This window comes from Paenibacillus baimaensis (assembly GCF_025567575.1).
The window spans coordinates 1-13,847 of sequence record NZ_JAOQIO010000099.1 but is presented as its reverse complement, the minus strand read 5'-3'; the positions used below and the strand labels follow the sequence as shown (position 1 = coordinate 13,847).

Genomic DNA, 13,847 nt, shown 5'->3' with positions numbered 1-13,847 from the left:
AAAACCTTCCTTTTCTAAGCCTTAGCTTTTTGTTTGCGATAACGGGCCAGCACTTGGAAATGAAAAGCTCCATAAGCCAGAAAAACACCAATGACAATAGCCGAATGCAATTCGATCAGCTGCAGCATTGCAAAGGACAAGACAAACAGCAGCACACCCAATACCTTTCCTAACCCTTTAACGGCCTTTTCGCCAAATTCATAAGCCATCATACCGAGCATAACGGCAACTACCGGTGTCACAGCCCCAATCATGCCGGCAATAATCGTGGAGGAACTCAGTGCAGTAATGATCGATAGTAATGCAACCATGGCTACACAGGTTGGTATAATATGCGCCAGCACAGCAATGGAGGCACCGAGTGCACCTTTTTGACGATAGCCCAGATAAGCAGCCAGTTTGGTGGCAATGGGTCCCGGGAGCGCATTAGCAATCGCCAGCACCTCACCGAATTCATCATCCTGCATCCATTTATAACGGGTAACCGCCTCATATCGAATCAAAGGCACGGTAGCAGGACCGCCGCCGTAGCCGAGCATACCGGTTCTAAACATAGCGATAATCAAATCCTTATAAACACTCATCTTTTCATCCCTCATTACTCATTAATTTTATCGTTTAGATGTCGTCTCGCTACAGCTTCATTCCCATTCGACTTTTATATCTTTTAATCAAAATCTGGCAATCGACACTCGTAATACCTGGCAGCACATACAGTTTTTCCTGCAGGAACAGCTCCATTTCACGATTGCTGGCAAATAATCCATGCATATGCAGCTTGCTTGGTCCTGTCATATGATATAAGCTGCTCACCTCAGGCTCATCGGCCAGACTATCCGCGACCTCCATCAAATGTTTGGGCTCAACCTCCACATTAAAAAATGCCGACACCGTAATGCCGATTTTTTCCGGATTAATGACTGCGGTAATTTTCTCGATTGTACCGTTCTCCATCAACGCATTAATTCGGGCCTGCACACCGACTCTTGAAAGCCCCACGTCCTTGGCAATATCCGTATAAGAGGCTCTCCCGTTTTGCTGCAAAATCGCAATGATCTTGCGATCGATCTCATCCATATTTGAAATAATACCATCTGCCATTTTTGTGCTCATAAGTTTCGGTTACTCCTTTATTAATTTTGATTAATATGTATTCAAAAGGTAAACGTATAACGATAAATACATTCGTTACGTAATAATATACAAAGAATACATTCATTATGCAATCATTAAATATAAAATTCATTCGTATTGAAACGAACTTGCTCTTGATACCCGACAAATTTAAAAGCCCTTCACGTCTTGTGAAAGGCCATTTCTATCATTTTTATTTCCAGTTGGTGGAACTCGTTGAGTGGCTGATGTATACTTTGGCTAACCAGCATTCAGCTTTTGCTCAGGAGGTACCCTTATGATTCGTGAAATCGATCTTACTGATAACAAACAAGCCTTGGAACTGCTTATGCTGCAGCAGTTATCCTACCGAATCGAAGCACAATTGATCGGTTTTAAGGAAATACCTCCCTTATGGGATTCGCCACAATCGCTGCAGGAAAGCGGTGAAATCTTTTTCGGTTATTATGAAGATGAGCATTTAACCGGAGCCATATCCATGAAGCAAGCTGCCAAGGAACTGGCGATATGTCGAATGATGGTACACCCGCAGCATTTTCGCCTCGGTATTGCCAGCCGCTTGCTGGAATTCGTAGAACAATTTGCGGTTCCGGGATTACCGATTAAAGTTTCGACCGGCACGAATAACAAGCCCGCTTTTTCTTTGTATCAGAAGCATGGCTATGAGCCGACACAGGTGCTCGAGGTTTCTCCCGGAATTACATTAACCGTTTTTTATAAACAAACCTAACTGATTCGATAAAGCTCAAGCTGAACGGGCTGTCCGTTAATAGTCCGTTCAAATACGCCTAAACCATCGACAGACATGCTTAACTCATCATTGCGATGTGTAGTGTATAAAGCATGAATGGCAACACTATCCGGGTCAGCGGATTCGACGGTAGTAAACGGGGTCGCTGCTTTTGTCTGCATCGCTGTGGCGAACGCTTCAACATTATTGATGCCGAGCAGGAGTGCTTCTCGATTAGAAATCACCTCAACGAGAACTCCGTTTTTACCCGATTGAAACGGGCTTGCAATTGAAATGCGGTCCGGTTTCTCCTCTATAGTAAAAGGATTCATGAGATGAAAGGAAACATATAATCCCTCGAAACGGCCATAACCACTGTTTCCGTCAAATTTCCACTCTCCCTTGGGTAAACAACCGATAACACTCGGATAAGCGTCCAAATCGCCCTCAGGCAGCTTCCATAATTGAATCACAGCATCCTTATGCAGCAATACCTCGCCATACGGGCTGGCATGTCGATCATCACCGGAAGCATACTTGTTCCCTGGGTGAAAGAAAAATAACTGATTGACGCCTTCGGCTGTAGTTGCTTCCGTTAAAGGTAGTGTCACGACCCATCGCTGCTGTTCGTTATCAAACTCATCACGCCGTTCCCAAATACCGCCGACTGCATATTCAGGTGCGATATACGTATACGTATGTGCCTCTTCCGTAACCTGATTGTTCGCTTCAGCGAACTGAATTTTACGTTGTATTTCAATAGGGGTATCGCGCTTAATCGCTGCTTGTACGAGTTGATCGGCGGTCTGATACGTATACAAAGCCGCGCCTTCGAGACGAGTGATCTCTCTGGGAAGCGGGAAATCACCAAACTGAATGTAGTCCAGCAGCGTATTATTATCCTTGGGTGCATCATGAGGCCATTGACGAGAGTGCGCCCCCACCCATGTACCCGCTAGATAAACATCGGCACGAAGCCGCCACAATTGATCAAGAAGCTGACTCATCGTTTCGCGAACCGCGGCATCCTCGATCACTTCCCATACACAAACAAATGCCTGAATCCAATGCCAGTGCCAAGGCAGCGCACCGTATTCCTTGAATCCGAACTTCTGAATGTGTTGAAGCTGCTGCCTGGCAAACTGTAGGCCTTGGTCAGACAACTCGCTGTTATCAAATTGATGTCCCAACAGCAGCTTGAGGGCGGTATGCTTGGCTTCGTGATGATTGACCTTGTCTAATGGGTGACGATATACATTGCTTTCATACATATGCAGTATGGCAATCATGGCATTGCTTTTCAGCTCAATGGGGAGCGTACTCTGGTATTTGTTATAGAAGAAAATCAACAAACAGCCCATAAGCTCTACTGGCAATGGATGCGGCTTGGCCGCTGCAGGATCACTGCCCAGATTCAGCGGCCAATGTCCGTACATTGGATGCTCTGCGTTCTGTTCCTGAAGGGCGAGCACTTTACCGATCATTTCCACAGCCAGTGCGTGACCAGCCTCCTGCTGCTCCTTGGACCATGCTTGAGCGAATGTGGGATTGACAGTAAAGGCATACAAATGGATAGCGTAATAAAAATTATCACGAAGATCGCTATGGAACCAGAAGCCGCTTGGCAGTATGGGAAGCTCCATCGCTTTGTGGGCAGCGAGTTCTAGAATCGCAAGCTTTCGATCTGTTATGGTTTGAATGGGCAGAGTCATAATGAAGGATGTCTCCTGTTCTGTATTTGGTTTGAGAGCGTAGTCAATTCTTATTTAGTCTACCTGTCCACATGGGGAAGTCAAGAGGGGACCCTCCCAAACCCTCCCTATTAGGGAGGGCCCCAAAGGGCGCTGCCCTCTGGACTCCCTTTGTTCGGGTGCGGAAATGTGGTGTTCTCGGGACGCTTTCGTCCCTGCGGGACACGCTTGATGGTAGTGGAGTAGCCAACTGGTGAGTGGGAGTGGGGAGTTTTGTGCTCGCTTTCGTCCTTGTAGGACACGCTTAACTTTGGGTGCATCAACACCAGAGCAAGATCAAGAGCGGACCCTGACATTGCCCCTCAAGGAAGGGGCGCGTCAGGTGGGTTACTACTAGTACTACAATTCAGGTAATTCGGAATTACTTTTGCAGTAGGTGCAGCATTAAAGCTTTTTGGGCATGCATGCGGTTTTCGGCTTGTTGATAAATGACGGATGTATCCGATTCAATTAAGACTTCCTCGATTTCGTATCCCGGATGGATGGGCATATCATGCATGATATAGGGCGTGTGGCCGGATAAATTGTCTCTGCTGACTTGGAAAGGCATCATCGTTTGGATACGGCGCTGTTTTTCTTCCTGGTACTCGATTTCATGAAAATGCTCCATATCGATCCAGGTATCGGTATAGACATAATCAGACTGTGAAACGGCTTCCGATAAATTTTCCGTCGTTTGAATATGGCCGCTTTGACGTGTGGCAAGCATAAGCTCCTCGTCCCACGAGGCGTCATTAATAATGGGAGTGACTAATAATAGTTTGATGCCCAATGTAAGGCAGCCTATAATTAAGGAATTGGCTACATTGTTGTGAATGCCTACGTAAGTGAGTGTAATATCTTTGAATGTTCCGGACACTTCATAAATCGTCATAAAGTCTGCCAGCGCCTGGCATGGGTGGTATTTATCACAGCAGCCATTGATTACTGGCACATTGGAATACGAGGCGAGCTGAAGCACATCGTCATGATTTTTTAATCGGGCCATGATCAGATCGCAATTTCTCGAAGCATACCTGACTTCATATTGAATAGGTGATAGACTGAAATTGCTTGACTCCCAATCCATCGGTACACAATAGCCGCCCATTTGGTTCATACCGGATTGGAACGATAAGTTTGTTCTTGTTGACGTTTTTTGGAAAAGCATCAGTAAACCTTTTCTATAGCAAGCCTGAAAGAAAGCATCAGGTTGTTTCTTGAGCTCAATCGCTTTTTGAATAATGGATAACAGCTCATGTTCGTTCAATTCCTTTAAAGTCAATAGATGTTTCATTACAGATCACCTCAATATGAATAATTATACATTTATATGTATATAAATTCATGTTAAATGGATTGTATAAAACTGTCAATGCGTTCCATCGAAAATTAAACAACAGAGTGTGCTATACTTTGATGTCTGTTTTTAAAAAGTAATCTTCCCATTTTGAAGGGTTCATTGTTAAGTGGTCGTCTAACAATGTATAACCAAGGTTAAAGGTGGTGAAACGATGGAACAATCGACGGATGAGCAATTGGTGGACCAGATCCGTCAAGGCGATGAAGAAGCATACCGGTTGCTTATTGAGCGTCATAAAGGATATATCTATACGCTTGTTTATCGTATGGTTGAACATCGCGAAACCGCCGAGGATTTGACACAGGATATTTTTATCAAGCTGTATCGTTCATTAGCTCATTTTCGGGGGGATGCCAAATTCACAACTTGGTTATATCGATTAACGACCAATTTGGTGACGGATTTTCGCAGAGCACAACGTCGCAGGCCGTATGAAGCCATTTTAGACAAAATGAAGGGTTGGCTGATCAACAGGCAGGAAGAACCGGAAGCTATGGCCTTGCAAAAGGAAGAACGACAGACGGTTCAACAGCTGCTATCCGAGCTGCCTGACAAATACAGACTGATCCTTTATTTGTATCATTATAAACAGTTGTCCTATCAGGAAATAGCAGAGGCAACCCAGCTTCCGCTCAAAACCATAGAAACCCGTCTTTACCGCGGCAAGTCCTTGCTTAAACAAAAATGGCAGGAGGTACGTAACCTTGAACAGTCAGCATCCGAACGAACGACAGCTTCAACGATTCCTAAATAGAGCTTGCTCCGAGCTTGAATACAAGCGAATTCAACAGCATATTCATATCTGCTCTGGCTGTCGGGCCCGTCTGCATACGTATCTGAATTTGGAGGAGCTTTTGAACGGAATGGATGTGCTGTCCCCTACCCCCGGATTGGAGGACAGGGTCATGCACAAGATTCGTGAACAATCCAAGGAGCATATTGACAATCTTGTACCGACATCGAGTCATCCCTGTAAGGCTGACCCAGCTAGTGCCCCAAGACGTCTTTGGCGGCCTGAGTTAATTAATGGGCTGATCGCTACAGCGGCAACCTATCTGTTCGTAAGCTCGGGTATTTTGGGTAGAATCATTTCTATTAATGCAGGTCAGTGGGGAGCGGGCATACAAAATACATTTACGGAGATCGGCAATACGGTTCAGCACCTATCGTTGTATCTGACTTCTTAACCCTAATATCTAATGAACGGAGGAATATACGAATATGGAAGAAAAAAACAATCAGTCTGCAGATCTGGACCTTGAAAAGGAAGAAGCCTTTTTAAAGGAGCGTATGGAGCGCTGGAATGCAACCAAGCACGAACCTCCTTATGACCCATTCCGCAAAGCACCTCGTAAAAATAAATTTGTGGCTGGTCTGCTTTCATTTCTGATTCCCGGCACCGGTCTGCTTTATTTGGGACTGATGCAGCGGGGAATGATGATTATGCTGCTGCTGATTATGAATATTTTTGCTATCGTGTTTTTTTCAACAAGCTCAAGCACCAGTATCCCGTTGATTGTGCTGTTCTCGTTATTTGTGCCAGTGATTTATTTTTACAATATTTTTGATGCGCTGCAGCAAACCGATAATGTGAATGGTCAATGGAACGGAGTATACTCCGACCCTTTGAATGATGCAGGCGACGAATTTAAACAGCCATTAAAAAAGCTGACTAAAGGCAGCCCGCTTGGTTACGTATTAGTTATTGGAGGTATTTTCCTATTTCTGATTAGCAGCAAACCGGCTTGGCTGAATCAAATTTTTGACATGCTGGGCTCATCAATCGGCGCGATTCTGTTAATAGTGATCGGTGTCTTTATGTTCTTGAAGGAATCCACCAAAAAATAATAGCATTCAGATCAAGTAAGATTGCCCAAGCAAGCTTGATGCTATGCTTACGAAGACAGTTTTGCTCTGCAAAACAAAGACTATGCTTACGATGCAAGTTTGCTAAAGCAAACAAGCATATGCTTACGAAGACAGTTTTGCTCTGCAAAACTTATAGGAGGTGTTAACCATGCGTAAAGCAGGACGTTATACAGCAGCGTTATTACTGATTGCAGTTGGCTCTGCTGTAATTATAGATAAGTATGCCAGCTTACACCTGACAGCACTTTTGGTGGAGTGGTGGCCGATACTGTTTATTTCGCTTGGTTTGGAGTACATTTTATTGAATATGAGATATGGCGAAAGCGATAAGCAGCTGCGGCTTGATCTTCGTGGAGTTGTATTTGCAGTGCTGATCTCTGCGGTAGTAATCGGTAGCACGAATACAGCTGCTTTGTTCCAAAACTGGACGGGCGCGTTCGACTTCGGGAAATCGTTTGTGACTTCCACGATGGGTGGTGAAGGTCGAAAATTTACAAAAGAAGCTGAGCTGATCTCGCTTCCATCGGACCTTGACCGCATATCTATCCATAACGAGAGCAACGGCAGTATTACAATCCAATCAGGGAGTGGCAGCCAGCTGCAGGTCGAAGCGACTGTTTATGTAGCTTTAGATGATGAGAAGGAAGCCGCTGAGATTGCTAATCAAACACAAGTCAAGCAAAGCTTTAGCGGGCATACACTTCAACTGGTTGCTGAAGGAGGAGAGTATGGCGGAGAATTTTGGTCGAGGAAGCGACCTGCAATTGATCTGGTCATAACGGTCCCGGCCCAACTTCAAGCCAATATGGACGTTGAATTGACCAATGGTCGTCTTAAAGCTGACCAGCTTGCACTCACAAAGCAGCTCAAAATCCGTACTACCAACGGAGAGATTCAACTGACGGGTATCGAAGCGGATATAGATTTGGAATCGACGAATGCTCAGGTTACAACCAACGCCACCAAGGGTCGTTTGAAGCTGAGTACAACGAATGGATCTATTGAAGCAGGCAATCACGAGGGGAATGCTGAGCTCGAGTCAACCAATGGTGAACTGCGATTAACAGGGGTAACAGGAGATATTAAAGCCTCAACAACGAATGGCAATATTAAAATTGTCGAAGCATTGCGATCTCTGAAGGCTGAAACGACCAATGGCGATCTGGAAATAACCAGCCATGCCGTCAATGGAGAATGGGATTTGGAAACGAATCATGGCAAGATGAATCTAGCCCTCCCATCCAATGGCGATTACAGAGTTAAAGGAGAGGCCAATAAAGGTAATATTCAGACCGCATTACCTTTGCAAGTTCGCAAGGATAACATAGAAGGCAGTATCGGCAATGGCAAAAATCTGATTAAATTGGATACCAAGGGATCGCTAACGATAACGGTGGCTAAATAAAAGCAATTCAATCAAAAAAGTAAGAGTTTCCAACGTTTTATATCAATCTGTACATTGACAAACAGCTTGAAACCCGCTTAAAATGAGGCGATAACCTTTTACTGAATGTTAGGCGGTGAGACAGCATGGATTCACGAATGGAGCAAGCGTTAACAAAGCTGAAGGCGACTGGCGTACGCATGACCCCTCAAAGACATGCAATTCTCGCCTATCTGCTGAATACCATGACACATCCGACAGCGGATGAGATTTACAAAGCCCTGGCACCACGTTACCCAAGTATGAGTGTGGCTACGGTCTATAACAATTTAAAAGTGTATATTGAGCTGGGACTTGTAAGAGAAATGACCTACGGTGATCATTCAAGCCGTTTTGATGCGGATATGTCCGACCATTATCATGCGCTGTGTGAAGAATGCGGCAAATTGGTCGATTTTGTTTATAAACCATTGAATGATTTGGAAATAACAGCCGGAGTGGAAACTGGCTTTTTGATCAAAAGCCATCGTGTAGAAGTATATGGATTATGTACCGACTGTGCAGCTGTACGACAGGTATAGGAAGATTACAAGACGACCAGCCGGATTTGCGGTATAATGGACGTGTCCCAAGCGCCTTGCTGGACAAGGGCCTTGGACGCGTTCTTTTTGTGTTGTCCATACCGTCATCATGGGAGTGAAGCGATGGAATCGGATTACTCGAACGACCTGTTGAAGCCAAGAAAATCAAAGAGGTTACGCTTTATTTTGTTATCATTACTAATTGTCATTGTATTAGGTGTAGGTTTTGGTTATTATTGGGCCAAATTCGTACCTACCGGTAAGCATGAGAAGCCTACATTTGCGGGACTGGTGAAGCCTATTTTTTATCAGGGTGAGATGCTGGAGAAGCCTGCCACGGGCAAGGAAGAGAGTCTCAAGCTGCCGTTTGACACGGTGAAGGAACTTATTGATCCAAGTATGATTCATGAATCAGAGAGCGAATCGACGATTATTACGACACAGGACAAAGTCATTCGTTTGAGAACAAGTCAATTAACGGGCATGTTGAATGAAAAACCATTTACACTGAAATTTCCATTGGAAAAAGTAGAGGGTACCCTGTATTTGCCGATGGAGCCCATCAAGCAGCTTTACCCTATTGAGCTTCGCGAATCACCCGAGACAGGTGCAGTTATCCTCGTTAAAGAAGGAGATACCCTGGAATGGGGTAAGACGGTAGCTTATCCGGATAAGCCTTCCAAAACCATTCCGATGCGTAAAGAGGCGGCCATTAAATCCCCGATCCTTGTAGATATTAAGCAGGGCGAATCGGTAATGATCTGGTCCGATGATAATCCTGAATGGTACCGTATACAACTTAGCAGCGGCTATATGGGGTATGTTAGCAAGGATCACTTGAAGCCTGACCGTAAGGAAACGCTGCCCAAACAAGTGCCTCCACCAAGCTTTGTCCCAGTCAAACCGATTACTGGCACAATCAACATGACATGGGAGCAGGTATTTAACAAAAATCCGGATACGACCAAGTTTCCCCCGATGCCTGGCCTGGATGTCGTCAGTCCAACCTGGTTCTCTCTGGAGGATGGGCAAGGTACGATCAAGAATATCGGGGACCCTGCTTATATCAAATGGGCACACGCTAACAACATTCAGGTTTGGGGACTGTTCAGCAATGGCTTTGAACCCAAACGCACGACAGAAGCTCTATCTACCTATGACAAAAGAATGAAAATGATCAAACAGCTGCTTAGCTATGCACAGCTTTATTCGCTTCAGGGGATCAACATTGATTTTGAGAATGTAAATCTGGATGACAAAGATGAACTGGTACAGTTTGTTCGTGAGATGGTTCCGCTCATGCATGAGCAGGGGCTTGTCGTGTCGATGGATGTAACTCCCAAATCAACCAATGAAATGTGGTCCATGTTCTATGATCGCAAAGCACTTATAGAATCACTTGATTATATGATGTTGATGGCTTACGACGAATTTTGGGCAAGCAGCCCGACCTCGGGCTCAGTGGCTTCGTTGCCATGGGTGGAAAAAAGTCTGACTCGAATGATGAGCGAAGATAAAATTCCAGCCTCCAAGCTGATTCTCGGTGTTCCCTTTTACACGCGTATTTGGACCGAGGAGCAGGTTAACGGTAAGACCAAGGTAAGCTCTCGATCCGTTTTTATGGAAGCTCAGCAGAGGATTATCAAAGAAAAGAACTTAACCCCCAAATTTCTGCCTGAAGCAGGGCAAAATTACGTGGAATATAAAGAAGACGGCAAGCTGAACCGGATTTGGATGGAGGACGAAGTATCCATGAAGGCAAGGGTTGATTTGGTGAAAAAATACCAATTGGCCGGAATTGCCTCCTGGCGCAGAGGCTATGAGCTTCCACCGATCTGGAGTTTGATTAATAATGCTTTGCAGTAAGTTCTGATCAAGATGCACGTATATAACAAAAAACCGACGTTTCAGTGCCCTTGAAGGCATTGAAGGTCGGTTTTTTTACGATTAAATCAGATGCAGCTTTGGGTGAGTTACCTTAAGCGTTAGCGTTAGGATCATGCTTGGGATCCAGAGAAAGAATCGTTTTACAAAACATGCAGCGATCGGTCTTACCCAGCATTTTGGTGGGCTTGCCGCATTCCGGACACTCGATGACGGTCGTACTGGTAGACATCATGCCCGCCCAGAAATAAACCGCCATACTCGCCAGCATCGCGATGGCACCGATAACCATGAAGATTCCCGCCATAATTTTGCCGGCAGTACCCCAATTGAATACAATTCCGGCCAAGCCGACAATCATGAGCAGCATACCGCCCATCGTCAACAATAAGCCCCATAATCTGAACTCGTTCACTTTACTTGATTTGAATTTCATGAATTCACATCTACTTTCGAATAAATTGTGAAAATTGTCACTTGGTGCATGCAGGAAACCGCCTACTTTTGTAGAAATATGTTGTATCATGAAATCTATTAGGAGGCTGCAGCGATGAATGCCATTAAGGAACAGCTGGTTGCCAGGCTCCGAGAGAATGAAGCAGTTACCAGTCTGCTGGCCGTAGACAATCCGTCTATTTTTTCAGCGGTAACCGATGGCTTTGATCTCCTGCTGCTTGTCATTTCGAATGAAGTCCAGAAAACCGATCAACAATATCATTATATAAAAGACAACCGCCGTATACAAGAACGTTGGATCAGCCCGTCAACATTAGACTATTTTATATTGCACGGAGAGCATCGCAATCTTATCTTCTGGATCTTAAAAGGAGAGATTCTTCTGGATCATAACCTGTATTTGGAAACCTTACGGCACCGGACGCTAGAATTCCCTATGGAATTGCGAGAGCATAAGCTGTTAATTGAGTTTTCAAAATTTTTAAGGAGATATTTGCAGAGCAAGGAATACATATTGGAGAATCATTCGCTGGATGCCTATAACAACATCTTAGAAGCACTCCACCACTGGGCGAGAATCGTCATTATCGAGGCAGGCATTCATCCTGAGGTAACAGTCTGGCGTCAGATCAAATCGATTAATCCCGGTGTATACAAGCTGTATGAAGAGCTGACCATGAGTAAGGAAACAATCAAGCAAAGGGTTCAACTGGTGCTGCTGGCGTGTGAGTTTTCAGTGATGTCCAAGATGGAGCGTTGCTGTAAAAGAGTTCTCGATCTGCTATCAAGCAGCACAGAGGCATGGAGCCTTCAGGAGCTTCAACAGTCTGAGGTGCTCTCCGATATCAAGCTGGAGCTGCCTTTGCTATTGAATAAGCTGGTCAAAAAGCAGCTGGCCAAGGAAGTCATCTATGCGATGGACGAGGATATTACATTATTGGAAATCCGTTACACGCATATTTAAACCACATATTATATATTGAGTTATTCAATGCGACAAATGTTCATTTTTTTGATATAATATCGATAATTGAATACCCACTGGGGGAGCCTCTGACGTTGAGGCTGAGATAAGGAAATACATTCCTTGACCCTTGGAACCTGATCGGCATGCGGCTAGCATGCTTCTGGATGATACCAGCGTAGGGAAGTGGACGAGCGCAGAGCCTGTTGTTATGGGTGTTAATTGCGAAGTCAACCAACCGATGCGGTTGGTTTTTTTGTTGATTTATGATCAGAAAGGCAGGTGTTTTATATGCTATTAACCATCAATGGGGAAGAGCGAGAGGTGGAACAGCTTTCAACGGTTGCCGAGCTGTTAACTCTGTTTAAGCTGGAACAAAAAATTCTGGTCATCGAATTGAATAGGGACATTGTTGACCGTGATGCTTATGCTAATACGCCTTTACAGGAAGGTGATAAGCTGGAAATCGTTCATTTTGTTGGCGGGGGCTAAATCCAATCTCCATACATAGGGTTACGAACTGGCATGTCTACTTTTTCTTGATAAGAAGTGTAAATAAATGTGAGCAATAACATTGGAGGAATAAGGTATGAGTGATGTATTAAAAATAGGGCCGTATGAGTTTAAATCCCGACTGTTGTTGGGAACTGGAAAATTTACAGATTTGGGCGTTCAAAATCTGGCTGTACAAGCTTCCGAAGCGGATGTTTTAACATTTGCTATCCGCAGGCTGCCCATCGATAACCCGGAAGCACCCAATTTTTTAGAAACACTTGACTTGAAAAAATTCACGCTGCTGCCTAACACCGCAGGTGCTTTTAGTGTAGAGGAAGCGGTTCGTATCGCCAAGCTTGCGAGAGCTACAGGTTTGTGTGACATGATTAAGGTTGAAGTTATCGGTGATCCGAGAACATTGCTGCCTGATCCAATAGGTACATTAGAGGCGACCAAAATTTTGGTGGATCTTGGTTTTATCGTATTGCCATACACATCCGATGATCCGATCTTGGCGCGAAAGCTTCAAGAAGCCGGTGCGGCTGCGGTTATGCCGGGTGCATCGCCAATTGGCTCCGGACAAGGAATCGTCAACCCTAACCAGCTGCGATTTATTATTGAGGAAGCCAAAGTCCCTGTTATTGTTGATGCTGGAATTGGCAGCCCATCAGATGCAGCTTTAGCAATGGAGCTCGGTGCTGATGGTGTGCTGCTTAATACAGCAGTTTCAGGTGCCCAGGACCCTGTACTCATGGCTGAAGCCTTCAAGTTAGCCGTTATTGCGGGTCGTAAAGGCTTCCTGGCCGGACGTATTGCCAAGAAGAGGTATGCTTCTGCCAGCAGCCCAATTGAAGGTATGATTGAATAATTAATCGCTACCTTTGAACATAATAAAGCTTGGGAGATTAGAGCGTTTGCGCTATGGATGGCAGGCTCTTTTCTCACCATAAACTTATTTTAGATTTAGTGCTTGACTTACAATCACAGTATATGATACATTACTTCTCGCCGCTAAAAACGGTACAAGCATTAACGAGCAAGTCGAGTGTTATGAAGTTTAGAAGAAAAAAATAACACTTGCATTGAATCGGGTTAGTGTGGTATATTAAGAAAGTCGCCGCTAAAATTAATTTAGATAAACAACTTAATTGAAGCTGACGAATTTATTGATTTCCAAAATGCATGACAGATATAGATTGTCCTTTGAAAACTGAATCAACGAGTGAGTAAATAGCAGTACAAGAGAATGCAAATTCT

Annotated in this window: 15 protein-coding genes and 1 riboswitch; of the genes, 10 read left to right on the top strand and 5 right to left on the bottom strand. The window is 44.6% G+C overall.

The features are described 5' to 3' along the window. Positions 1-14 precede the first annotated feature (14 nt). Both OB236_RS28835 and OB236_RS28830 read right to left on the bottom strand, forming a co-directional pair. Positions 15-584: a chromate transporter gene (locus OB236_RS28835; RefSeq protein ID WP_262687001.1), complete on the bottom strand. Its 570-nt coding sequence runs from the start codon at positions 582-584 to the stop codon at positions 15-17. A gap of 49 nt (positions 585-633) precedes the next feature. Then, the gene (locus tag OB236_RS28830) at positions 634-1,113 is read right to left on the bottom strand and encodes an Lrp/AsnC family transcriptional regulator (protein ID WP_076229921.1); all 480 of its coding nucleotides are present in this window, start codon (positions 1,111-1,113) and stop codon (positions 634-636) included. Positions 1,114-1,411: 298 nt separating this feature from the next. Here OB236_RS28830 and OB236_RS28825 point away from each other — a divergent pair, with 298 nt between their 5' ends. After that, positions 1,412-1,864, top strand: a complete 453-nt coding sequence (locus OB236_RS28825; protein ID WP_262687000.1) for a GNAT family N-acetyltransferase — start codon at positions 1,412-1,414, stop codon at positions 1,862-1,864. On the opposite strand, the gene OB236_RS28820 is transcribed toward OB236_RS28825, so the two are convergent. Then, on the bottom strand, positions 1,861-3,576 hold the full coding sequence (locus OB236_RS28820; protein WP_262686999.1) for a hypothetical protein: 1,716 nt from the start codon (positions 3,574-3,576) through the stop codon (positions 1,861-1,863). The genes OB236_RS28825 and OB236_RS28820 overlap by 4 nt on opposite strands. A 400-nt stretch (positions 3,577-3,976) precedes the next feature. Beyond that, complete coding sequence (locus OB236_RS28815; RefSeq protein ID WP_262686998.1) at positions 3,977-4,891, bottom strand: Rossmann-fold NAD(P)-binding domain-containing protein; 915 nt, start codon at positions 4,889-4,891, stop codon at positions 3,977-3,979. A 217-nt stretch (positions 4,892-5,108) separates the two neighbouring features. Between OB236_RS28815 and OB236_RS28810 the strand changes: the two genes are divergently transcribed. From OB236_RS28810 to OB236_RS28785, 6 genes are all read left to right on the top strand, one after another. Then, positions 5,109-5,711 (top strand): RNA polymerase sigma factor, encoded by a 603-nt coding sequence (locus OB236_RS28810; RefSeq protein WP_262686997.1) that lies wholly within the window; start codon positions 5,109-5,111, stop codon positions 5,709-5,711. Continuing rightward, positions 5,662-6,144 (top strand): anti-sigma factor family protein, encoded by a 483-nt coding sequence (locus OB236_RS28805; RefSeq protein ID WP_262686996.1) that lies wholly within the window; start codon positions 5,662-5,664, stop codon positions 6,142-6,144. The genes OB236_RS28810 and OB236_RS28805 overlap by 50 nt, the downstream gene beginning before the upstream one ends. A 34-nt stretch (positions 6,145-6,178) precedes the next feature. Continuing rightward, positions 6,179-6,805: a hypothetical protein gene (locus tag OB236_RS28800; protein ID WP_076229927.1), complete on the top strand. Its 627-nt coding sequence runs from the start codon at positions 6,179-6,181 to the stop codon at positions 6,803-6,805. A gap of 169 nt (positions 6,806-6,974) precedes the next feature. After that, positions 6,975-8,231: a DUF4097 domain-containing protein gene (locus tag OB236_RS28795; protein WP_262686995.1), complete on the top strand. Its 1,257-nt coding sequence runs from the start codon at positions 6,975-6,977 to the stop codon at positions 8,229-8,231. Between the two features lie 125 nt (positions 8,232-8,356). After that, positions 8,357-8,791: a Fur family transcriptional regulator gene (locus OB236_RS28790; protein ID WP_262686994.1), complete on the top strand. Its 435-nt coding sequence runs from the start codon at positions 8,357-8,359 to the stop codon at positions 8,789-8,791. 123 nt (positions 8,792-8,914) lie between these two features. Further along, positions 8,915-10,657 carry a glycosyl hydrolase family 18 protein gene (locus tag OB236_RS28785; protein WP_262686993.1) on the top strand — a complete coding sequence of 581 codons (1,743 nt, stop codon included), beginning with the start codon at positions 8,915-8,917 and terminating at the stop codon, positions 10,655-10,657. A gap of 112 nt (positions 10,658-10,769) precedes the next feature. Here OB236_RS28785 and OB236_RS28780 read toward each other — a convergent pair whose 3' ends face one another. Then, the gene (locus tag OB236_RS28780) at positions 10,770-11,111 is read right to left on the bottom strand and encodes a DUF2614 family zinc ribbon-containing protein (RefSeq protein ID WP_076229930.1); all 342 of its coding nucleotides are present in this window, start codon (positions 11,109-11,111) and stop codon (positions 10,770-10,772) included. Between the two features lie 114 nt (positions 11,112-11,225). Between OB236_RS28780 and OB236_RS28775 the strand changes: the two genes are divergently transcribed. From OB236_RS28775 to OB236_RS28765, 3 genes are all read left to right on the top strand, one after another. After that, a complete protein-coding gene (locus OB236_RS28775) occupies positions 11,226-12,095 on the top strand; it encodes a nucleotidyltransferase-like protein (protein ID WP_076229931.1) in 870 nt (289 codons plus the stop codon). 69 nt (positions 12,096-12,164) lie between these two features. After that, positions 12,165-12,297, top strand: a riboswitch (TPP riboswitch). 89 nt (positions 12,298-12,386) lie between these two features. Beyond that, entirely contained in the window at positions 12,387-12,587 is a 201-nt protein-coding gene (thiS, locus tag OB236_RS28770) for a sulfur carrier protein ThiS (protein ID WP_076229932.1), read from the top strand. Between the two features lie 97 nt (positions 12,588-12,684). Continuing rightward, positions 12,685-13,458: a thiazole synthase gene (locus OB236_RS28765; RefSeq protein ID WP_076229933.1), complete on the top strand. Its 774-nt coding sequence runs from the start codon at positions 12,685-12,687 to the stop codon at positions 13,456-13,458. The last annotated feature ends 389 nt before the right edge of the window (positions 13,459-13,847 follow it).